Here is a 21,392-nt window from a genome sequence, read left to right as displayed (position 1 = left end):
GCGACAACATTTTATTGCAGAAATTTTTCATACTCATAATACTCAGGATAAGATGCGAGCGTTTCTTGACACGATTCACAAATCGTTTTTATATATATATTTCCATTCTCATGAAAATGAATCATTTCTACTACTTCTTGCTCTGTTAGTTGAAATAAAACGTCGCTATATACTTTTTCTGCGTTAATGGAGCCTACATTACCTCCGCAGTGTCTGCAATAATAATACCCTTCCATACTAGCCTCCTAAAAATTCAATTACTACTAGTATGGGTAAAACAAAAGAGAAATATTCCCAATCTCATTTTTAACTATTGAAAGTATTCATGATTTGGAGAAAAGGCTTATTTAGCCACTCTTCACATGCATCCGCTGCTTTTTCAATAGAATGGTTAACATCCGGAATCTCTTCAGATGTAAAGCGTCCTAATACATAATCGACTACCTTCATTCCATTTTTCGGGCGATCGATTCCCATACGGATACGTTGAAATTCTTGTGTTCCTAGGTGCGAAATCGTTGACTTTACACCATTATGTCCACCAGCACTACCTTTCATGCGAAGACGCAATTTACCTACAGGAATGTCCAAATCGTCGTACATAACAACGAAGTCCTCAACATCAATTTTATAATAATCCATGAGTGGACGAATACTTTCCCCAGATAAGTTCATGTATGTTAGCGGCTTTAATAAGATTACCTTTTCTCCATTAACAAACCCTGCACCAAATACACCTTTAAATTTTTGTTCATTCAAAGAAATGTTCCAACGCTTCGCAAGTTCATCAATGGCCATAAATCCAATATTATGCCTTGTTAATTCATATTCTCTACCTGGGTTCCCAAGTCCTACTATCAATTTCATTCTTGTACCACTACTTTCTTTTTTCGATACGAAAAGACGTAACCAATTTTGGTTACGTCTCATTCTATCCAATTAATTGAATAATACACTCACAGATTCTTCTTCGTATACACGAATGATTGCTTCTCCGATTAATGGAGCAACTGAAAGTTCATGTACTTTGTCGATTTTCTTCTCTTCTGGTAATACGATAGAGTTCGTTACAACTAACTCTTTAATATTTGAATTTTGAATACGCTCAATTGCTGGACCAGATAATACTGGGTGTGTACAGCAAGCATATACTTCAGAAGCACCGTTCTCAACAAGAGCGTTTGCTGCTAATGTAATTGTACCAGCTGTATCAATGATGTCATCAATTAAAATCGCTGTTTTACCTTCAATATTACCGATAATGTTCATTACCTCTGATACATTCGGGCGAGGACGACGCTTATCAATAATAGCGATTGGCGCTTTTAGACGATCTGCCATTTTTCTTGCACGAGTTACACCACCATGGTCAGGAGACACGATTACGATATCTTTAAGACCTTTTGTTTCAAAGTAATCTGAAAGAATCGGTACACCCATTAAGTGGTCGATTGGGATATCAAAGAACCCTTGAATTTGTGGAGCATGTAAATCTAGAGTGATTACACGAGTTGCACCTGCTGTTTCAAGCAAGTTTGCTACAAGTTTCGATGTAATTGGTTCACGAGAACGCGCTTTACGGTCTTGACGCGCATAACCATAGTAAGGAATAACAATATTAATTGTTTTCGCAGATGCACGTTTTAATGCATCAATCATAATAAGTAATTCCATGATATGTTCGTTTACTGGGAAGCTTGTAGATTGAATAATGAATACATCGCAACCACGGATACTTTCTTCAATGTTAATTTGAACTTCTCCATCACTAAAACGATCAACAGAACATTTTCCTAGCCCTACTCCAATATGCTTTGCAATCTGCTCAGCAAGTTCCTTATTAGAGTTTAAAGAGAATACTTTCAAATTAGAATTTAGATATTGAGTCGACATCTAGATTAACCCTCCACATTATGATTTTTTCTTATTCAGCAATTGATCAACATAGTCTTCTTTGTTAACTTGACGTGCACGTGCTACCGATAATGCTTTTGATGGAACATTCTCTGTAATTGTAGAGCCTGCTGCCACATAAGCACCATCTTCAACTGTTACTGGAGCAACAAGGTTTGAATTACATCCAATAAATACCCCATTACCAATCACAGTTTTGAATTTATTCTTACCGTCATAGTTCACCGTAATTGAACCACAACCAAGATTCACGTCTTCTCCAACTTGTGCATCCCCGATATAACTCAAGTGTGAAGCTTTACTTCTATTACCAAAGACAGTTTTTTTGATTTCCACGAAGTTTCCAACGCGTACTTCGTCTCCAATAACTGAATCTGGGCGAATATGTGCAAATGGACCAACCGATACTTCTGTACCAAGCTTACTATCATGTACAGTAGATTGTCGAATTGTCGTACGATCTCCAATTTCACTATCGCGAATTACTGTATGCGGTCCAATTTCACAATCAGAGCCAATTACAGTGTTCCCCTCAATAATTGTTCCTGGATGAAGAACTGTATCACTACCGATAACTGCATCAGCAGAAATATAAGTGTTACTTGGATCAATAATTGTAACACCGTTTACCATGTTCTTTCGGTTGATACGGTTTTTCATAATAATTTCCGCTTGCGATAGAGCGACTCTGTCGTTAACACCTAACGTTTCGTCGAACTGCTCTGTTTGATAAGCTGATACGATATGACCTTCATTTTTTAAAATCTCAATAACATCTGGAAGGTAATATTCACCTTGCACGTTATCATTTGAAACTTTAGAAAGTGAAGCAAATAAAGCCTTATTATCAAAACAATACGTACCTGTATTGATTTCTTTAATAGCTAATTCTTTCTCATTTGCATCTTTATGCTCAACAATCTTTTCAACATGACCATTCTCATTACGAACAATACGGCCATATCCAGCAGGCTCTTCTATGTATGCTGTTAGCACCGTCGCCATTGCTCCTGCTTCTTTATGTTGCTGAAGTAATGCTTCCATTGTTTCAGCAGTTATTAGAGGCGTATCACCACAAATAACTAAAGTTGTTCCTTCTTCATTTGCAAGTACACTTGCAGCTTGATCTACAGCATGTGCTGTACCAAGTTGTTCTGCTTGTAATGCAAATTCACTTACGTTCCCTAGCTGTTCTTGTACCATTTCAGCACCATGTCCAACAACCGTTACAAGTTTCTGCAATCCTAATTGAGATACTTGATCGACTACGTGTTGTACCATAGGTTTTCCACATACAGGATGCAGCACTTTGTATAGCTTAGACTTCATACGTGTGCCTTTACCTGCAGCTAGAATCACTGCAAATCTGTTTGACATATAGACCCTCCATCGCAACCTATTTATCCATTAAAGATATTATCCTAAATCATCATATATTTCAAGAAACACATTTTAACTATTAAATTTTACCATAATTCTTATAAGATGTTTTACTCTTTAGTATCTTTTTTAAGAAATAAGCTATACTATTTAAAATGATTTTGAAAAAATTAGTAGTTTATTCTTTTTATGTTAATAAATTATGCAGTTTCCAAATATAAAGCAAAAAAAACAAACTCCTGTAAATGCTTACAGGAGTTTGCTACAAAATTATAAGGCTTTTTGTCAAAAGCCCTTTTCATTCGAATTTTACGAAGCACCTGCTTCTTCAAACTCAACCTCTTCTAACTCGCCTAAACGATGATACTCTGTTAAAACCGCATCTTGAATTTTAGAGCGTGTACCAGAATTAATTGGATGTGCAATGTCACGGAACTCTCCATCTGGAGTACGTTTACTTGGCATTGCTACAAATAATCCATTATTACCATCAATTACACGAATATCATGAACAACAAATTCATGGTCTAGAGTAATAGAGGCAATTGCTCTCATGCGGCCTTCTGTGTTTACGCGGCGTAATCTTACGTCAGTCACTTCCATCTTGTGTTCACCACCCTTTTCTAAATAAGCGATATATTTGTATAAATTCCACAAATTTTCTATTTTCCCTTTAATTTTTTAAAAATTTTTAAAGTAGTTGAATATAGAGATTAGTGGAGGTTATCGCTTACAAAAGGTTACTTAACTAGGGCGATTACTTCAATTTCAACGGAAACATCTTTCGGTAATTTTGCTACTTGCACACAAGATCGAGCTGGTTTATGAGTAGAGAAATAAGAGCTATACACTTCATTCACAGCATTAAAATCATCCATGTCCTTTAAAAATACTGTTGTTTTTACGACTGTATCAAATGAAGCACCTGCTTCCTCTAATACCGCTTGTAAATTTTGAAATACTTGTTCTGTTTGTACTGTTACATCTCCTGTTACAAGCTCCCCATTTGCCGTCAATGGAATTTGTCCTGAGCTATAGAACATGTTATTTACAATAATCCCCTGTGAATAAGGTCCAATTGCTTGTGGTGCCTTGCTTGTTTGAACAACTTTCATACTTTTCACCCTTTTATTATTTATTTTACTCTTTAAAAATAGTGTACGAAAGGCAGTTTGTCCACCTATTTTATAATCTATAAATAAAATAAAAAAAGATAGAGCTATCTGCTCTATCTTTTATTCCGCCTCTACAAGCCCTTCATCAAATGGCGCAAGAGAATAATTCCCTTTTTCCACTTGAATCGTTTTTTCTTTCACATCAACTTCCGATAGACGAATTAATGATACAAAATTATTAATTAGTCGTTCTTCAATATCTGTGGATTCTACTAATACACCAATACCAACAACATTAGCCTTGAACTCTTCTAACATACTCATCATACCTTGAATTGTTCCGCCAGCTTTCATGAAGTCATCAATAATTAAAACATTCGACCCTTCTGGAAGACTGCGTTTTGCTAACGTCATTGTTTGAATTCGTTTAGAAGAACCCGACACATAGTTAATACTAACAGTCGGACCTTCTGTTACCTTATTATCTTTCCTTGCAATTACAACTGGTACATCTAAGTAATTTGCCACTGCATAAGCAAGTGGAATCCCTTTCGTTGCCACCGTCATAACTGCATCAATTGGTTGCCTAGCAAAAACAGAAGCAAACAAACGACCTGCGCCATTAATATGGCGAGGATTACTCAATAAATCTGTCATGTATAAGTAACCGCCAGGCAAAATACGATCTGGGTTTTCAAATAAGCCACAAAGCTCATCAATAATTAGATCTGCCTCTTCTTCACTTATATACGGTATATATTTCACTCCTCCTGCTGCTCCTGGTATCGTTTGCAATGTGCCGACCCCTTGTTGTTCAAACGTTTGCTTAATAATAACTAAATCTTCACTAATGGAAGACTTAGCCGATTGATACCTTTCAGCAAAAAAAGTGAGAGATACTAGCTGACGAGGGTTTTGTAGCAAGTAATAAGTCATATCGACTAACCTTGTACTTCTTCTAATTTTCATACTCTCACCTCAAATCACGAATATTCTAAACAAATCATAACGTATTATACGTCTTTATTCAAGCGTTTCTCGCTCTCCTAATAAACGTACCGCATAGACTTGTTCACAAAATCCTTTTAATCCGTTATAAATGCGATGCATTCGTGAATCATGGTGTACAAGTCCGAATACAGTTGGACCACTTCCACTCATTAATACAGCATCCGCTCCAAATCGCTTCATCTGTGATTTAATACGGGCAACTTCAGGATGCATTCCAAATGTTACATCTTCTAAAACGTTACCAACAGTATCACAAATTCCTTTATAATCACCAGAATTTATGACATCAACCATTTTATCTACATTTGGATGTGTAACTCGATTTAACTTTAAATTTCCATACACATCAGCAGTAGATACACCTATATGTGGTTTCGCTAAAATAACCCAACAAGAAGGCGGAGTCTTTATATGCTCAATTTTCTCTCCTCTTCCAGTGGCAATTGCTGTGCCTCCGTATACACAGAACGATACATCTGATCCAATTTCTGCGCCAAGCTCTGCTAACTCATCAATTGTAAGCCCTAAATTCCATAATTTATTAAGACCACGTAATGTCGCTGCTGCATCACTACTTCCACCTGCTAATCCAGCTGCTACTGGAATCGTTTTTTCAATAGTAATAGATACACCTTTTTTTACATTAAACTTCTCTTTTAATAATTTCGCTGCCTGATAAGCTAAATTTCGTTGGTCGTCTGGGACATACCGATTATGGGATAAAATTTCAATACGGTCTTCTGCTAATTCCGTTAGTTCTAGACGATCTGCTAAATCAATGGTTGTCATAATCATTTTCACTTCATGATATCCGTCTTGTCTTTTTCCCAGTACATCTAACGACAGATTAATCTTTGCTGGTGCTTTCACTAGTAGCTTCAATCTATTCACCCACTCTATGTACTCAATCTTTTATCGTTTATTTTACCATAAATTTATAGTAAGACGATGACACTTCCCTAATTATAACGAAAAGCATTCAGAATGAAACTACTTATGTAAAATGATGGCACCTTTTAGAGTACAAAAAGCCGAGGAATGTCTCCTCGGCTACCGTAGCATAGAAAGTATCTTACAACTACTGGTTTCGTTTCATTAATTGCTGTTCTGCAATTTCTATAGCACGTTTCACCATGTTACCAGCATCTTTCGCACGAATTCCGCCCCATCCTTCTTTCTGAACAACATCATAAAAGCCAAGCTCTTTTGCTAGCTCTTCTTTAAATTGGTTTGACATGACACCTCTTCGTCTACTCAATGCAGAGTCCCTCCTTATTTTGCTACGGTATAGTTAGTATGCAAAATAATATAGCTTTTCATTTATGGGAATATATGTAATGATATACGGATTATAAAATGACCTCATTATGAGGGTCTCCATAAAATGTTAACTCTACTGTCTCTGTTAAAACATCTGCATAACTATAAGATACACGTTGCAACGCATCTTCTTGTTGATCCAATTGTACAACAAAAACGGAACGGTATGTTTCTGCTAGTACACCTGATTGCTCCACAGTTTTTCTTCTTCCACTATTTGCTTTTAACATAAGTCGTTGTCCAAGATGGTGATCTAATTCGCTTTTAATTTCATCTAAACGTTTTGACATATACTTCGCTACACCTCGCTGTAATTTAGATTGAACACTTAAAGCACGATATATCTATCCTAATTATTAACCGCGATTCACAGCTAATATCATCCTGCGTTTGAATAGATAGAAGAAATACTATATTGTAAAAGTATCATTACGTAGTCTGTACGTTCTTACCTCTTTTTATCCAAATTCATTTAAATCCTTCCATACAAAAAAGCAAGATACATATGTATCCTGCTTACTCTTCGTAATGTTGAAAAGGTAATCCCGTTCGTAAAATCCCTCTCGTTTCAATTCCACCTAGTCCCTTTTCACCAGTAATTGTATTACGTACGACATCCCATACATTGACTCTCTCCATAAATGAAGTAAAACTAATTTTACCAACTACATATACAGGATCTAGTGCATGAATATTAATTCTAGATGGTGAACTAGCGAAATTGGCCCCTGCACGAATTAGTGCCTCAAAATGTGATTGACATGCCCCAGCAAAAATAACAAGTTGATCCAGTGATGGATATTTTTTTCGTACTTCACGAACAGCCTGTACAAAATGCCTTGAATGCCTATATGCCGCTAAATCTCCCTTCACTCCTTTTGATTTTGTATATGCATCATGCCCTGTAATAACGAGAATGTCTGGGCGAAAGTGATCTATTAAGTCTACTACTTTTTCATGCATCTCCGTTTCTTTACAATGAATACCTTGAACAGGAACGCCAATTTTGTTATATAAGTCTAAGCACTTGCGCAAATATAAAGGGTCTCCATCTATATGCAATACACGTCCCGGCATTTGAAAATAATTCACCTCACTTGTGTATCCACCAGTTGAAGTATGTTCATGCCTTTGTTTCATCAGTACATAATCTTGTTGAAACAAACGATACGTGCGCTCCATTGTTTCTTTCTCACGCTTCACCCTTTTTTTATGTTCTCTTTGATCTATACTAATTAAATCTTCAAGTGGCGCATCCGCCACCAGTCTAATTTCCTCTCCAAACAATATAGCTATCTCACCTTTTATTTCTATAATACGAAAAAGAATATCCCTCTTATGAGAATATCGTTCCACTAATTCTCCAACATGTAAAACCATTCTCCTACCTCCAAACTCATTAGGCCATCTTACCTGTTTTTAAAGTATGAATTTAGAGAGAGAAAGGTGACAAAAGGGACAGTTCAAGTTGAACTGTCCCTTTCATATTCTTATGATAATTTATGAAGAACTAATGCATTACTTAATGTTGCAAACTCTTCAATAGATAGCGTTTCGCCTCTTCGCTTTGGATCAATTCCTACTTCTGTTAAAATTCGATCCAATAACTCCTTATCTTTCGGGAAACCATTTAAATTATTTGATAAATTATTCATTAAAGTTTTACGGCGCTGTGCGAAACTTGCTCGTACTACTTCAAAGAAGAACGTTTCATCTGTCACCTCTACAACCGGTTTAGGACGCTTTAGAAGGCGGATAATTGCAGAATCAACGTTTGGCTGTGGTACAAACACTGTACGCGGTACAGTCATAACTGTTTCAACCTCTGTATAATACTGAATGGCAATCGATAAAGAACCATACTCTTTCGTTCCAGGTTTAGCAGCTAAACGATCTCCAACTTCTTTTTGCATCATAACAACAAATCCACGAACTGGTAACTTTTCTTCAAGCAATTTAAATAAAATTGGCGTTGTAATATAGTATGGTAAGTTAGCTACTACCATTACATCTTGCCCTTCTTCAAATTGCTCATTAAATACTTCATGTACATCTGCTTTTAGTACGTCTTTATTAATAACTGTAACGTTACCATATGGCGCTAACGTCTCATCTAAAATTGGTAATAGTCTTTGATCAATTTCAAAAGCCACTACTTTTTTAGCACGCTTTGCTAATTGCTCTGTTAATGCACCAATACCTGGTCCAATTTCAATTGCACCACTTTCTGAACCAATTTCTGCATGATCGACAATACGATTTAATACATTTGTATCAATTAAAAAGTTTTGTCCTAAACTTTTTTTGAATGAAAATCCATACTTTTCAACAATGTCTTTTGTACGATTTGGCGTTGCGATATCCTTCATCTTTTTTCCTCCTGTATTACTTGCTTATAAGCTTCTGCAAATGATTCCTTTGAAACTTGAAACATCTGTAATCGTTTATGTAACTGTTTTGCATTTGTATAACCAATCTTTAATAGCTTACCCATTCTTTCTCTGCGGCTCTTTGCCATTTCTCCGCCCACTAAGCCTGCATCGACTAAATCACTCCAACTAATTTCACTTGTGTAAGCTTCCATTTCTTCATGTATATTCTCTAGAGCGCGGCGAATCGACTCATTAGAAGCGTGTTCGATTCCAACACCCTTTTTCCTTTTAGCAAGCGCTTCTTCCTTCGGTAAAAAGGCATGCTTACAGCCAGGAACCTTGTCAGAAATAATTTTTCGAATACGCTCTCCAGGATAATCCGGATCTGTGAAAATAATAACTCCCCTTTTTTGCTGCGCTAATTTAACTTGCTCAATAACATGATCACCGATTGCTGAACCGTTCGTTTCAATTGTATCCGCATCAACAGCACGCTTAATCGCAACTGTATCATCTTTACCTTCTACAACGATAATCTCTTTTATTTTCATGCTTGCCTCCACACTCATTTCGTCTCTACTTAGTAAAACAAAAAAATGACGACTTTTCCATTATTATTTTCCCCATTCTTATATTTTAAAAAATAGAATAGAAAAATCTTTGTTCTCTGTCCTTATTGTAACACTTCATCATTCACATTTATTTTCTTCATCACTTCTACTAGTTTTTCTCAAAATAAAAAAGAACAGGTTTCCCCATTCTTTTTTATTCAACACCAAATAAAACTTTTGCATTTTTAGTTGTCATTTCTGCTACTTCCTCATAAGAAATTCCTTTTAAATTCGCAATTTCTTCTGCTACGAGTTTTACATAACTCGGTTCATTTCGTTTCCCTCGAAATGGGTGCGGTGTTAAATACGGACAATCCGTCTCTATTAACAATTTCTCTAATGGAATCTCCGTAGCAACCTCTTTCGGCTTCTTAGCGTTTTTAAATGTAACTGGTCCACCCAACGAAATTAAAAAGTTCATATCAACACATCGCTCTGCTACCTCTACGCTGCCGCTAAAGCAATGCATAATGCCTCCTACTTCAGCTGCATTCTCTTCTTCTAGAATATCAACAATATCTTGAGTTGCATCGCGGTTATGTATAATAATCGGCAATTTTACTTTTTTCGCTAATGCAATTTGTTTACGGAATACTTCTTTCTGTATTTCTTTTGGAGACTTATCCCAGTGATAATCTAAGCCCATTTCTCCAAGTGCAACGACTTTAGGATGAGAAGCAAGTTCTTCTAACCAAGCTAAATGTTCTTCTGTCATGTCGATTGCATCAACTGGGTGCCACCCAACCGCAGCGTAAATAAAATCATAGGCTTCAGCTAATTCCATCGCCTTTTTTATCGTTACTTCATCAAAACCAACAACAACTGTATAAGTAACTCCCGCTTCTTTCATTCGGGCAATAACCTCTTGCAAATCTCCTTCGAATTGCTCTGCATTCAAATGTGAATGTGTATCAAACAACATAATACATAACTCCTTTTATATTGAAATCAAGTTTATTCTACAAAAATAAGTTCTTTAATGACTTAACGATAACAATACTACAATCTTAATGCAAAAATAGAGAGTGTAAAAAGAAAAAAGACGCTTCACACATGTTACACGTGAAACATCTCTTTTCTTGTCTTAATTACTTGATTTTTGTACCATTTGGTAGATTTTGGTCAATTGATGCTAATGACAATACGCCATTCTCTTCACCCGCTAAAATCATACCTTGCGATAATTCACCGCGTAATTTTACAGGTTTTAAGTTTGTTACACAAATAACCTTTTTACCTTTTAAGTCTTCCGGCGAATAGAATTTTGCAATTCCAGAAACAACTTGACGCTTTTCTGTACCTAAGTCTAGTTGAATTTTTAACAGCTTGTCTGCTTTTTTCACAGGTTCAGCAGATAGTACTTCAGCTACGCGTAATTCTACTTTAAAGAAATCATCAATTGTAATTTCTTCTGCCTTCGGTTCTTCTTCTTTTTTCTCTTCTACTTTAGGAGCAGAGCTTTTCATTTGTTCTTTAATGTACTCTACTTCCACTTCCATTTCTAAACGAGGGAAAATTGGGTTTCCTTTTTCTACTTTTGTTCCAGCTGGAATGCAGCCAATTGTAGAGAGACTTTCCCAAGATTTATGAGCTTCATCAGTAAGGCCAAGCTGAGCAAACATCTTGCTTGGTGCTACTGTTAAGAATGGCATAAGCATAATACCTGTTTGACGAAGTACTTCTGCTAAATGAGCCATTACAGAGGCTAACTTTTCACGATCATTCTCATCTTTTGCTAATACCCATGGTTGTGTTTCATCAATATATTTATTCGTACGACTAACTAGTTGCCAAATAGATCCTAACGCTACAGAGAACTCCATATTCTCCATTGCTTCTTCTACTTTTTTCAAAGTATCTTGTGCAAACGCTACTAACGTTTCATCAAATTCCGTCACATTTGCTTTAAATGCAGGGATTTCTCCGTTAAAGTACTTATCAATCATAGCTACTGTACGATTTAATAAATTACCTAAGTCATTTGCTAAGTCGAAATTAATACGCTCCACAAATCCTTCTGGTGTAAATACGCCATCAGATCCAAATGGAACTTCACGAAGTAGGTAATAACGTAATGCATCTAATCCGTAACGATCGATTAATGTAACTGGATCTACTACGTTTCCTTTTGACTTACTCATCTTTCCATCCTTCATTAAAATCCAGCCATGAGCAAAGACTTTCTTCGGAAGAGGTAAATCTAATGCCATTAAAATTATCGGCCAATAAATTGTATGGAAACGAACAATTTCTTTCCCAACTAAATGCACATCTGCAGGCCAGAATTTTTTATATTTCTCTTCATTTGCTGTTCCATAACCTAACGCCGTAATATAGTTAGATAATGCGTCAACCCATACATAAATAACGTGTTTTGGGTTACCAGGAACACGAACTCCCCAGTCAAATGAAGTACGAGAAACTGCTAAATCTTCTAATCCTGGTTTAATAAAATTATTAATCATTTCATTTTTACGAGACTCCGGCTGAATGAAATGTGGATTATCTTCATAGAACTTTAATAGTCTGTCGACATATTTACCCATTCTAAAGAAATAAGATTCTTCACGAACAAGTTCTACATCATGACCACTATCTGGGCTTTTTCCTCCAACTACTTTGTCGCCTTCCATAATTGGATCTACTAATTGATGCTCTGTATAGAACGTCTCATCTTGTACAGAATACCAACCTTCATATTCATCAAGATAAATGTCACCTTGATCTACTAATTGTTTAAAGATTTTTTCGACAACATCTTTATGACGATCTTCAGTTGTACGAATAAAATCATCATAAGAAATATCCATCTTCTCCCAAAGCTCTTTAATTCCTGCAACAATGTTATCAACATATGCCTGTGGCGTAATATTTAACTCTTCTGCTTTCTTTTGGATCTTCTGTCCATGCTCATCAGTTCCTGTTAAATAATGCACATTATAACCTTGCATACGCTTATATCGTGCCATCGCATCTCCTGCTACTGTCGTATAAGCATGTCCAATGTGTAATTTTCCACTTGGATAATAAATTGGGGTAGTAATATAAAAGGACTTATTTTCCTCTGTCATTGTTTTGGACCTCCCGAATAACCTCATATGTATTTATAAACAGTATATCAAAAACTCATATATAAAGTGAAACTTTAATCAGTAGGGTTTTTGTTCCTCCCCACTAATTATTAGCCCACGTTAATTGGGCTTTTACGAGCAGCCCAAATCTAACTTATCTTCTTTACGCCAACCTAATTTTCAATTTAGGTCTTAATGCTCGATATCTTTATCATCTATTGCTCATATTTCAAAAAAATATACAATATCCACTTTAAATTTATTATTTTTTCAGAAAATAATGTAAATAATTGTGGAATTTCCTCTCAATCTATTATATATAAGAAATAAGAAATCTATAAATCTTTTTAAAAAATATAGAATTTAAGAATTGACGGAAATGTAAATTATTGGTATCATATGTCCATAGGGTATTTTGTTGAAAAATGACGAATCTAAAAATAGACTCGAAACTTATAAACTATTTATTTAGGAGGAAAAAAATTATGAAATCTACTGGTATTTTTCGTAAAGTTGATGAATTAGGTCGTGTAGTAATTCCAATCGAATTACGCCGTACTTTAGGTATTGCAGAAAAGGACGCTCTTGAAATCTATGTTGATGACGAAAAAATCATCTTAAAGAAATATAAACCAAACATGACTTGCCAAGTAACTGGTGAAGTATCTGACGGTAACCTTTCTTTAGCTGAAGGTAAAATCATCTTAAGCAAAGAAGGCGCTGAGCAAATCTTAAACGAACTTCAAGATTATATCGAAACAGCAAAATAAGCTTCTCAATTATGAGAAGCTTATTTTTTATCGACATGATAGATTTGATATACATCTCTTTTCGACAAATCTCGATCTTTAGCGACTGTTTTAATCGCTTCTTTTGAATTCATACTTTTTTCATTTATATAATATTCAATATGATCATATACCGAAAGAGATTCCCACCATTGTTCTTCTGGAGCAGGTTCTTCTGTTGAACCAGCTACTAAAATACAAAATTCACCACGTACTTCATTTTGCTTCGTCCACTCAATTGCTTCTTCGATTGTTCCTCGAATAAATTCCTCAAATTTTTTCGTTAACTCTCGACATAATACAATCTCTCTATTTCCCAACACTTCCTGCATCGAAATTAAAGTATCATCTAAACGATGAGGTGCTTCATAAAACATCATTGTAGTTTGTACATAACGAAGCTTTTCTAACTCCATCTTCCGTTCCTTTTTGTTTCTCTGCAAGAAACCATAGAAATAAAACTGCTTTGTTTCAAGACCGGATGCAATTAATGCTGTAAGGGCTGCATTTGCTCCAGGAAGCGGAATTACATGATATTGCTCAGCTACTGCCTCAACGACAATATCGTAACCTGGATCAGAAATACACGGCATACCAGCGTCACTAACAAGTGCTACATTCTTTCCATCCTCTAATTTCTCTAATAGTTTCTTCCCACTTACTTCTTTATTGTGCTCATGATAACTCGTGACAGGTGTTTCAATTTCAAAATAATTACAAAGTTTTTTCGTTTGTCTCGTATCTTCAGCAGCAATTAAATCAACTTCTTTTAAAATTCGGATTGCACGAAATGTCATATCTTCTAGATTTCCAATAGGAGTTGGTACTAAATATAAAACTCCCTTTTCATTTTGTTGAAAGCTTTTTTGTTGCCACATAGCGTTCTCCTTTTTGCATATATGCCTCTTTTTGTTTTCTCGTTAATTGCTTAAAGTAATACTCCGCTTGCATAGCTGTACGCTTATCATCGTGGGTCTCTACATATTTTAAAACGACAGGAAGCCTGACGCGTGTATACTTAGCCCCTTTGCCGCTATTATGAGTCTGAATTCTCTTTTCTATATGGTTTGTATATCCAGCATAATAACTTCCATCAGAGCACTCTACCACATAAAAAAAGTGCTTATTCTTCTCCATATAAAATTGAACGTAGCTCCTTTGTATATTCGTTATTGTTCTCATATACAACGAGAGGCGGTAAAATTTTCAAATCTGCATTTCCATCCTTAATTCCTTCAATTAACAATGTATTTGCTTCTTTTCCAACCTTAGGATAAACAAATTGCACACGCTTTGGTTCAATTTTATATTTACGCATTAATGTGACAATGTCTAGTAATCGCCCTGGACGATGTACAAACGCTACTTTCCCACCTTGTTTTACTAACTGACTACTTGCAGATACAACATCTTCTAATGTACACATAATTTCATGACGAGCTATCGCTAAATGTTCATTCATATTTTTCTCTGAAGTTTGAGGTGTTTGAAAATATGGTGGATTACATGTAACAACATCATATTGATGACGCCCAAGTTTCTCTGGCATATCTTTCAAATCTCCATGTATGAGGTGAATTCTTTCTTCTAACCCATTGTATTGAACACTTCTTACTCCCATATCATATAAGCGTTCTTGAATTTCCACACCAGTAATATTTCCTTTTGTTCTTGTACTTAATAGAAGGGGAACAACCGCGTTACCTGTACACAAATCAAGTAAATTCCCCTTTTGAATTGGTACCCATGCAAAATCTGCAAGTAAAACGGCATCTAAAGAAAAATTAAATACTGATGGGCTTTGTATAATCTTCATGTCTTGTGCTAATAAGTAATCTAAACGTTCATCTTCATATAAATTCATATACTGCTCCTTTTCTTACCCTTAACCTACCCTATTTCATGTATAAAAAATTACCTTTCCAATTATAATTGGAAAGGTAATTTCACTTTTTATTTAAGAATGAAAGACAGAACAAACAATCTCCCTCTTTACGTACACTTCCATAATGTAGATTGCAAATATGAAAACCTTCTTGATATAGTCTCGCTAAATTGTCATAGCCTTCACCAATATCTGTTTTCGGCTTCACTTCTTTACGTTTTTGAGTTTTTTGTTTTTCTTTATTCTGCACTTCTTCAAAACGGTGTCGCAAATTGTTATTTTCCATTTTTATATGTTGGTTTTCTTCCAACAACTCTGCAAGATGCTGTTTTAACTCTCCCAACTGTTTATATAAATGTCCAATTTGCTCTTCCATACTAGAAACCGATTCAAAAATATCTTTTTTCTCCACAAGCACCCACCTCATTAATCTGTGGTTTGACTCGAAACGACCCCTTTATTCACTAACTCATCTAACGTATATTCTACTATCCGTTCCTTGTCTACTAGTTCCACTTGAATTAATCTTTCTAAAATATTTAATCCGATAACACGGCCAGTACCATGCGGGGTTTGTATACGTTGATCTAAATCAGGAAGTTGTTCCTTTGCTGCCTCATATTCATCATTCTCATATTTTAAGCAACACATTAAGCGACCACATAAACCAGAGATTTTTGCAGGATTTAATGATAAATTTTGATCCTTTGCCATTTTAATGGATACAGGTTCAAAATCCCCTAAAAAAGTAGAACAACAAAGCATACGACCACATGGACCAATACCACCTAGCATCTTCGCTTCATCACGAACACCAATTTGTCTTAGTTCAATTCTTGTTCTAAAAATTGCGGCTAAGTCCTTCACTAGTTCGCGGAAATCGATCCGACCATCCGCAGTAAAATAGAAAATAATCTTATTACGATCGAATGTATACTCTACATCTACAAGTTTCATATCAAGATTATGCTCTACTACCTTTTGTTGACAAACTTGATATGCTTCTTTGGCAGCATGTTTGTTCTCTTCAACAATGGTACGATCATTTTCATTTGCAATACGAATAACCTTTTTTAGCGGTAATACAACGTCGTTTTCATCAACTTGTTTTTTGGTAATAACTACTTTTCCGTATTCAATACCTCTTACCGTTTCTACAATGACAAACTCATTTTCAGAGATATCGAACTGGTTTGGATCAAAGTAATATACCTTTCCGGCCTTCTTAAAGCGAACACCTACTACATCATACAAAACGGTCATCCCTCCTGCAACCGCAACACTAACTGTTCGAACACAAGCTGCGCATTTACATTAGCGTTGATTCTATTTTTTGCCTCTAATATATTAAAGAGAGCTGATACAATGCGCTTCTGAGCATAGGAAAACGATTCAAACATCTCTTTCTGCTCATGAAAAACAAGACGATCTTCTTCTCCAAGTTGAACATATAATAAATCCTTATAAATAAGGAGTAACATATCTAAACCTTGCTGTAATTGTTCTTTCTCTCCAAAGTGTTTTCCCCATTTTTCTTGTACAAAAAAAATAGAGGTTTTATCTTTTTCGAGCGCTTCACATAATTTTATCACTAAAGCTCGTGCTTGTGCAAACCATTCATCACTACATAAAGCTAAAGCTTCATCAAAACTATTTGTAAGTTGAGCAGCAAGTGTCGATAAAGATGCTGTAATCCCTTCATCCTGTAATCTTCTAATTAAAGATTCCGTAGGTAACGGTCTAAACGTAACAACTTGGCAGCGAGATAAAATCGTATTTAAAATTTGATGACTTTGTTCAGTAAGTAAAATAGCAGTTGTATCACTACTTGGTTCTTCTAAAAATTTCAAAAGTGTATTTGCCGCATTTGCTGTCATACGATCTGCGTGCTCAATAATATATATTTTTTTATTTGCCTCTAATCCTGTTTTGGAAAACTCTTCTTGTAAATCATGAATTTGCTGCTTCTTAATAGATAATCCGTCTGGTTTTACAATATGTAAGTTAGGGTGGTTACCTGAATCAATTCGCTTACAGTTTGTACATACATGGCAGGGCTCTACTCCATTCCGCTCAGAACAGAGGAAACTCTTTGCCATTTGAATTGCTGTCGCAAACTTTCCTGTCCCTTTCCCTCCCTCTAACAAGTAAGCGTGGGATATACGCTCTTTTGCAATGCTATTCATCAACATTTTTACACCGATGGGTTGTATAGCAGAAAGCTGCTCCCACGTCTTCGTCATAATGCATACCTCACTTATTTCATTCTTTCCTTCTATTATAACAATTTATCTTCTATAATCTGAACAACTTCTTCTATAAGTTTTTCCATCGGTTGATCAGCATTTACCAATACAATACGATCCGAGAAACGTTCTACAACTTGTAAATACCCTTCGCGCACACGTTTATGGAAAGAGATATCTTCCATATCTAGTCGATTTACTTCACGTCCTGCATCTTTTTCAATCCGAGCCAAACCAACCTCAGGCTCAATGTCTAGATAAATTGTTAAACTAGGCATACAGTCCTCTGTTGCGAAACGATTTATTTCAAATACCTTATCCATACCCAATCCTCTTGCATAGCCTTGGTATGCTAAAGAGCTATCTATAAAACGATCACATAACACGAGGTAGTTCTCATTAAGTGCTGGCATAACTTTTTCTACTAAATGTTGTCTGCGCGCAGCAGCATAAAGAAGCGCTTCTGTACGTGCTTCCATCATCGTATATTCTTGTTTATGTAAAATCGTCCTAATGTCCTCAGAAATTGCAATACCGCCTGGTTCCCTTGTCGCCATTACCTTTTGTGCTTTTTGTTCAAAATATGGCAATAAGCTTTTAATTAACGTTGTTTTACCTGAACCTTCTGGGCCCTCAATTGTTACAAATAATCCCTTCATCCTAAAACCTACTTTCTATATCATACACTTTCATATATTTCGTATTACCTTGAAAACGAGCTCCTGCTCTTTCTAAATACATAATTTGCTCTTTATGCTCTGAAGTAATTCTCTCTCCATACATAATTAATGGAATTCCAGGTGGATACGGAATCACCATTTCCGCCGCTATCATTCCAACAGCATCTTCTATAGATACTATCTTTGTTTCATATCCGTCTAGTTGTTTATACGTATACGGTAAAAGAGAGAATTCACCATTATAAGTATAACGAATAGATTCCCTCTTGTCTTTCACCTCATAATGTTGCAATGCTACTCGGATCATCTCTATAACCTTCATATATCCCTCATTTACTTGTAAGGGTAAAATAAATAGGACATTGTACGGATCAGCCATCTCTGTATATATACCGACCTTTTCAAATACAGACTGTAATTCGTACCCTGATAACTGACAACGAGTTTGTACGGTGACCTTTAACTCATCTTGCAACGGATATTCTAAAATGGCGATTTGGGGAATAGAACGTAATTGTTCCTTAAATCTTCGTAAAAACTCAACAATTTCACTGTGACCTTCTTCTTTTATACGCGCCATTGTAAAGCGTGCTATATCCAAGGAAGCCATAATTGGATACGATGGACTACTAGATTGTAGCATACTTAAATAAGTAGTAACCTTATCTTCGTCTACTAAATGACTATTTATATGTAAATAGGAACCCATTGTCATTGCGGGTAATGTTTTATGTGCAGAATGAACTACAATATCTGCACCATATGTTAATGCTGACTTCGGAAATGGTTCTCCCAAACATAGATGTGCCCCATGTGCCTCATCTACCAAAACAGGGATTTTATGTGCATGTGCAAAAGCGATGCTTGCCTCTAAATCCATCCCCATACCATAATAATTAGGATGCGTTAAAATAAGTGCTTTCGCATTTGGATACTTTCTAATTGCGTTCTTAATAATTTCATTACGAACTCCCACTGGTACGTTGTAAGCTTCATCAATCCATGGATCTAAAAAAATGGGATTTGCTCCCGCAAGTTTTAAACCATTAATAATTGATTTATGACAATTTCTTTGTACAAGAACAATATCATGTTCCCCGCAACAAGACAAAATCATTGCTAAGTTCCCGACTGTTGAACCATTAATTAAAAAATAACTTCTCTTTGTATTATAAACTTCAGCCAATAATTGTTGTGCCTCATCTATACATTCAAACGGACTATGCAAATCATCTAGTCCTGCTAATTCAGTTACATCAATAGATAGAATACCTTTAAACTCTCTTATTGCCTCCTGAGGGAAGTTTAAACCATTCTTATGACCAGGAACATGAAAGGATAACGGCCCTCTTTCTTTAAACTCTATTAACGCCTCATATAAAGGCATACGATTTTGATTCATCTACATCTCTTCCTTATTATTCATTCTCTATCTATTATACAGAACAAAAAAAATAATAGGCATATGCCTATTTAAAAATATGATACTTCTAATTTTCGAAGCTGCTTTAAATAATATATATATTTCGGATCATCTGTCTCTGTATTCACCATATCCTTTTCACATTCATGGCATATTAAATTATTATAAACATATATACCTTCTTTTCTTTTTGTCTCACAAACAATACAAACTTCACTTTGTAATGTCATAATCTTCCCTCCCTATTTAAGTGAACCTATTTTATACTTCTAATCCTTAACAATTTACAGAAAAATATACACCCATCTTTTATATAATATGATTAACTCTTGGGCAACGTGTTTGTATTTCCATTACTTCTTTCCCATTCTTTTTAACAATACAAAAAAACACAAGTCAAATGACTTGTGTTTTTAGTTGCTTGGCGACGTCCTACTCTCACAGGGACAAGGTCCCAACTACCATCGGCGCTAGAGAGCTTAACTTCCGTGTTCGGTATGGGAACGGGTGTGACCTCTCTGCCATCATCACCAAACTATGAAGGCATATTCCTTCAAAACTAGATAACATTTGCTACATATTATATGGTTAAGTCCTCGATCTATTAGTATTCGTCAGCTCCACATGTCACCATGCTTCCACCTCGAACCTATCAACCTGATCATCTTTCAGGGATCTTACTAGCTTACGCTATGGGAAATCTCATCTTGAGGGGGGCTTCATGCTTAGATGCTTTCAGCACTTATCCCTTCCGCACATAGCTACCCAGCTATGCCCTTGGCAGAACAACTGGTACACCAGCGGTGCGTCCATCCCGGTCCTCTCGTACTAAGGACAGCTCCTCTCAAATTTCCTACGCCCACGACGGATAGGGACCGAACTGTCTCACGACGTTCTGAACCCAGCTCGCGTACCGCTTTAATGGGCGAACAGCCCAACCCTTGGGACCGACTACAGCCCCAGGATGCGATGAGCCGACATCGAGGTGCCAAACCTCCCCGTCGATGTGGACTCTTGGGGGAGATAAGCCTGTTATCCCCGGGGTAGCTTTTATCCGTTGAGCGATGGCCCTTCCATGCGGAACCACCGGATCACTAAGCCCGACTTTCGTCCCTGCTCGACTTGTAGGTCTCGCAGTCAAGCTCCCTTATGCCTTTGCACTCTACGAATGATTTCCAACCATTCTGAGGGAACCTTTGGGCGCCTCCGTTACACTTTAGGAGGCGACCGCCCCAGTCAAACTGCCCACCTGACACTGTCTCCCGGGTCGATAAGACCCGTAGGTTAGAATTTCAATACAGTCAGGGCGGTATCCCACCAGCGCCTCCACCGAAGCTAGCGCTCCGGTTTCAATGGCTCCCGCCTATCCTGTACAAACTGTACCAAAATTCAATATCAGGCTACAGTAAAGCTCCACGGGGTCTTTCCGTCCTGTCGCGGGTAACCTGCATCTTCACAGGTACTATAATTTCACCGAGTCTCTGGTTGAGACAGTGCCCAAATCGTTACACCTTTCGTGCGGGTCGGAACTTACCCGACAAGGAATTTCGCTACCTTAGGACCGTTATAGTTACGG

Annotated in this window: 25 protein-coding genes and 2 rRNA genes (1 of these 27 cut by a window edge); 1 reads left to right on the top strand and 26 read right to left on the bottom strand. The window is 36.4% G+C overall.

All coding sequences use genetic code 11. The features are described 5' to 3' along the window. Positions 1 to 11 precede the first annotated feature (11 nt). From NST90_RS00295 to metG, 15 genes are all read right to left on the bottom strand, one after another. Positions 12 to 236: an anti-sigma-F factor Fin family protein gene (locus NST90_RS00295; RefSeq protein ID WP_000399438.1), complete on the bottom strand. Its 225-nt coding sequence runs from the start codon at positions 234 to 236 to the stop codon at positions 12 to 14. A gap of 70 nt (positions 237 to 306) precedes the next feature. Next, positions 307 to 867 (bottom strand): aminoacyl-tRNA hydrolase, encoded by a 561-nt coding sequence (pth, locus tag NST90_RS00290; protein ID WP_000767702.1) that lies wholly within the window; start codon positions 865 to 867, stop codon positions 307 to 309. Positions 868 to 939: 72 nt separating this feature from the next. Further along, a complete protein-coding gene (locus NST90_RS00285) occupies positions 940 to 1,893 on the bottom strand; it encodes a ribose-phosphate diphosphokinase (protein WP_000107420.1) in 954 nt (317 codons plus the stop codon). Between the two features lie 18 nt (positions 1,894 to 1,911). After that, positions 1,912 to 3,291, bottom strand: a complete 1,380-nt coding sequence (gene glmU, locus NST90_RS00280) for a bifunctional UDP-N-acetylglucosamine diphosphorylase/glucosamine-1-phosphate N-acetyltransferase GlmU (protein WP_000071041.1) — start codon at positions 3,289 to 3,291, stop codon at positions 1,912 to 1,914. Positions 3,292 to 3,603: 312 nt separating this feature from the next. Continuing rightward, on the bottom strand, positions 3,604 to 3,897 hold the full coding sequence (gene spoVG / locus NST90_RS00275) for a septation regulator SpoVG (protein ID WP_000454041.1): 294 nt from the start codon (positions 3,895 to 3,897) through the stop codon (positions 3,604 to 3,606). A gap of 137 nt (positions 3,898 to 4,034) precedes the next feature. Beyond that, positions 4,035 to 4,409 carry a RidA family protein gene (locus NST90_RS00270; RefSeq protein ID WP_000869815.1) on the bottom strand — a complete coding sequence of 125 codons (375 nt, stop codon included), beginning with the start codon at positions 4,407 to 4,409 and terminating at the stop codon, positions 4,035 to 4,037. 120 nt (positions 4,410 to 4,529) lie between these two features. Continuing rightward, entirely contained in the window at positions 4,530 to 5,378 is an 849-nt protein-coding gene (purR, locus tag NST90_RS00265) for a pur operon repressor (protein ID WP_000702466.1), read from the bottom strand. 54 nt (positions 5,379 to 5,432) lie between these two features. Then, on the bottom strand, positions 5,433 to 6,302 hold the full coding sequence (gene ispE / locus NST90_RS00260) for a 4-(cytidine 5'-diphospho)-2-C-methyl-D-erythritol kinase (protein WP_000772104.1): 870 nt from the start codon (positions 6,300 to 6,302) through the stop codon (positions 5,433 to 5,435). 196 nt (positions 6,303 to 6,498) lie between these two features. Further along, entirely contained in the window at positions 6,499 to 6,657 is a 159-nt protein-coding gene (locus NST90_RS00255) for a small, acid-soluble spore protein, alpha/beta type (RefSeq protein ID WP_000070633.1), read from the bottom strand. 112 nt (positions 6,658 to 6,769) lie between these two features. Then, positions 6,770 to 7,030 (bottom strand): Veg family protein, encoded by a 261-nt coding sequence (locus tag NST90_RS00250; RefSeq protein ID WP_000044347.1) that lies wholly within the window; start codon positions 7,028 to 7,030, stop codon positions 6,770 to 6,772. 226 nt (positions 7,031 to 7,256) lie between these two features. Beyond that, the gene (gene yabG / locus NST90_RS00245; RefSeq protein ID WP_000242868.1) at positions 7,257 to 8,120 is read right to left on the bottom strand and encodes a sporulation peptidase YabG; all 864 of its coding nucleotides are present in this window, start codon (positions 8,118 to 8,120) and stop codon (positions 7,257 to 7,259) included. 110 nt (positions 8,121 to 8,230) lie between these two features. After that, on the bottom strand, positions 8,231 to 9,109 hold the full coding sequence (rsmA, locus tag NST90_RS00240; protein ID WP_000651548.1) for a 16S rRNA (adenine(1518)-N(6)/adenine(1519)-N(6))-dimethyltransferase RsmA: 879 nt from the start codon (positions 9,107 to 9,109) through the stop codon (positions 8,231 to 8,233). Beyond that, entirely contained in the window at positions 9,106 to 9,663 is a 558-nt protein-coding gene (gene rnmV / locus NST90_RS00235) for a ribonuclease M5 (RefSeq protein WP_000692836.1), read from the bottom strand. The genes rsmA and rnmV overlap by 4 nt, the downstream gene beginning before the upstream one ends. A 214-nt stretch (positions 9,664 to 9,877) precedes the next feature. After that, positions 9,878 to 10,645: a TatD family hydrolase gene (locus tag NST90_RS00230; protein ID WP_000895851.1), complete on the bottom strand. Its 768-nt coding sequence runs from the start codon at positions 10,643 to 10,645 to the stop codon at positions 9,878 to 9,880. Positions 10,646 to 10,811: 166 nt separating this feature from the next. Further along, positions 10,812 to 12,821 carry a methionine--tRNA ligase gene (gene metG, locus NST90_RS00225; protein ID WP_071732546.1) on the bottom strand — a complete coding sequence of 670 codons (2,010 nt, stop codon included), beginning with the start codon at positions 12,819 to 12,821 and terminating at the stop codon, positions 10,812 to 10,814. Between the two features lie 458 nt (positions 12,822 to 13,279). Here metG and NST90_RS00220 point away from each other — a divergent pair, with 458 nt between their 5' ends. After that, positions 13,280 to 13,564 (top strand): AbrB/MazE/SpoVT family DNA-binding domain-containing protein, encoded by a 285-nt coding sequence (locus NST90_RS00220; RefSeq protein WP_283748319.1) that lies wholly within the window; start codon positions 13,280 to 13,282, stop codon positions 13,562 to 13,564. 20 nt (positions 13,565 to 13,584) lie between these two features. Here the strand turns inward: NST90_RS00220 and rsmI are convergent, their stop codons facing one another. The 11 genes from rsmI to NST90_RS00165 all read right to left on the bottom strand — a co-directional run. Then, positions 13,585 to 14,460 (bottom strand): 16S rRNA (cytidine(1402)-2'-O)-methyltransferase, encoded by an 876-nt coding sequence (gene rsmI, locus NST90_RS00215; RefSeq protein WP_000267821.1) that lies wholly within the window; start codon positions 14,458 to 14,460, stop codon positions 13,585 to 13,587. Next, positions 14,429 to 14,719 carry a GIY-YIG nuclease family protein gene (locus NST90_RS00210; RefSeq protein ID WP_000414350.1) on the bottom strand — a complete coding sequence of 97 codons (291 nt, stop codon included), beginning with the start codon at positions 14,717 to 14,719 and terminating at the stop codon, positions 14,429 to 14,431. The genes rsmI and NST90_RS00210 overlap by 32 nt, the downstream gene beginning before the upstream one ends. After that, complete coding sequence (locus tag NST90_RS00205) at positions 14,706 to 15,446, bottom strand: tRNA1(Val) (adenine(37)-N6)-methyltransferase (protein ID WP_001055366.1); 741 nt, start codon at positions 15,444 to 15,446, stop codon at positions 14,706 to 14,708. The genes NST90_RS00210 and NST90_RS00205 overlap by 14 nt, the downstream gene beginning before the upstream one ends. An 82-nt stretch (positions 15,447 to 15,528) precedes the next feature. Then, a complete protein-coding gene (yabA, locus tag NST90_RS00200; RefSeq protein ID WP_000412063.1) occupies positions 15,529 to 15,879 on the bottom strand; it encodes a DNA replication initiation control protein YabA in 351 nt (116 codons plus the stop codon). A 14-nt stretch (positions 15,880 to 15,893) separates the two neighbouring features. After that, entirely contained in the window at positions 15,894 to 16,721 is an 828-nt protein-coding gene (locus NST90_RS00195; RefSeq protein ID WP_000272429.1) for a stage 0 sporulation family protein, read from the bottom strand. 5 nt (positions 16,722 to 16,726) lie between these two features. After that, positions 16,727 to 17,710, bottom strand: a complete 984-nt coding sequence (gene holB / locus NST90_RS00190; RefSeq protein ID WP_000169561.1) for a DNA polymerase III subunit delta' — start codon at positions 17,708 to 17,710, stop codon at positions 16,727 to 16,729. Positions 17,711 to 17,745: 35 nt separating this feature from the next. Continuing rightward, entirely contained in the window at positions 17,746 to 18,372 is a 627-nt protein-coding gene (gene tmk / locus NST90_RS00185) for a dTMP kinase (protein WP_000677218.1), read from the bottom strand. A gap of 1 nt (position 18,373) precedes the next feature. Next, a complete protein-coding gene (locus tag NST90_RS00180; RefSeq protein ID WP_006920522.1) occupies positions 18,374 to 19,795 on the bottom strand; it encodes an aminotransferase class I/II-fold pyridoxal phosphate-dependent enzyme in 1,422 nt (473 codons plus the stop codon). A gap of 71 nt (positions 19,796 to 19,866) precedes the next feature. Further along, positions 19,867 to 20,046 (bottom strand): sigma factor G inhibitor Gin, encoded by a 180-nt coding sequence (locus NST90_RS00175; protein WP_000175076.1) that lies wholly within the window; start codon positions 20,044 to 20,046, stop codon positions 19,867 to 19,869. Positions 20,047 to 20,235: 189 nt separating this feature from the next. Continuing rightward, a 5S ribosomal RNA gene (gene rrf, locus NST90_RS00170) occupies positions 20,236 to 20,351 on the bottom strand. A 49-nt stretch (positions 20,352 to 20,400) separates the two neighbouring features. Next, positions 20,401 to 21,392, bottom strand: a 23S ribosomal RNA gene (locus NST90_RS00165); it runs 1,930 nt beyond the window's last position.

Origin of the sequence: Bacillus sp. FSL E2-8900 (assembly GCF_037966225.1) — a bacterium.
Lineage (GTDB): Bacteria > Bacillota > Bacilli > Bacillales > Bacillaceae_G > Bacillus_A > Bacillus_A cereus.
Note: the sequence above shows the minus strand (reverse complement) of the source record. Positions and strands in the feature narration are given on the sequence as shown.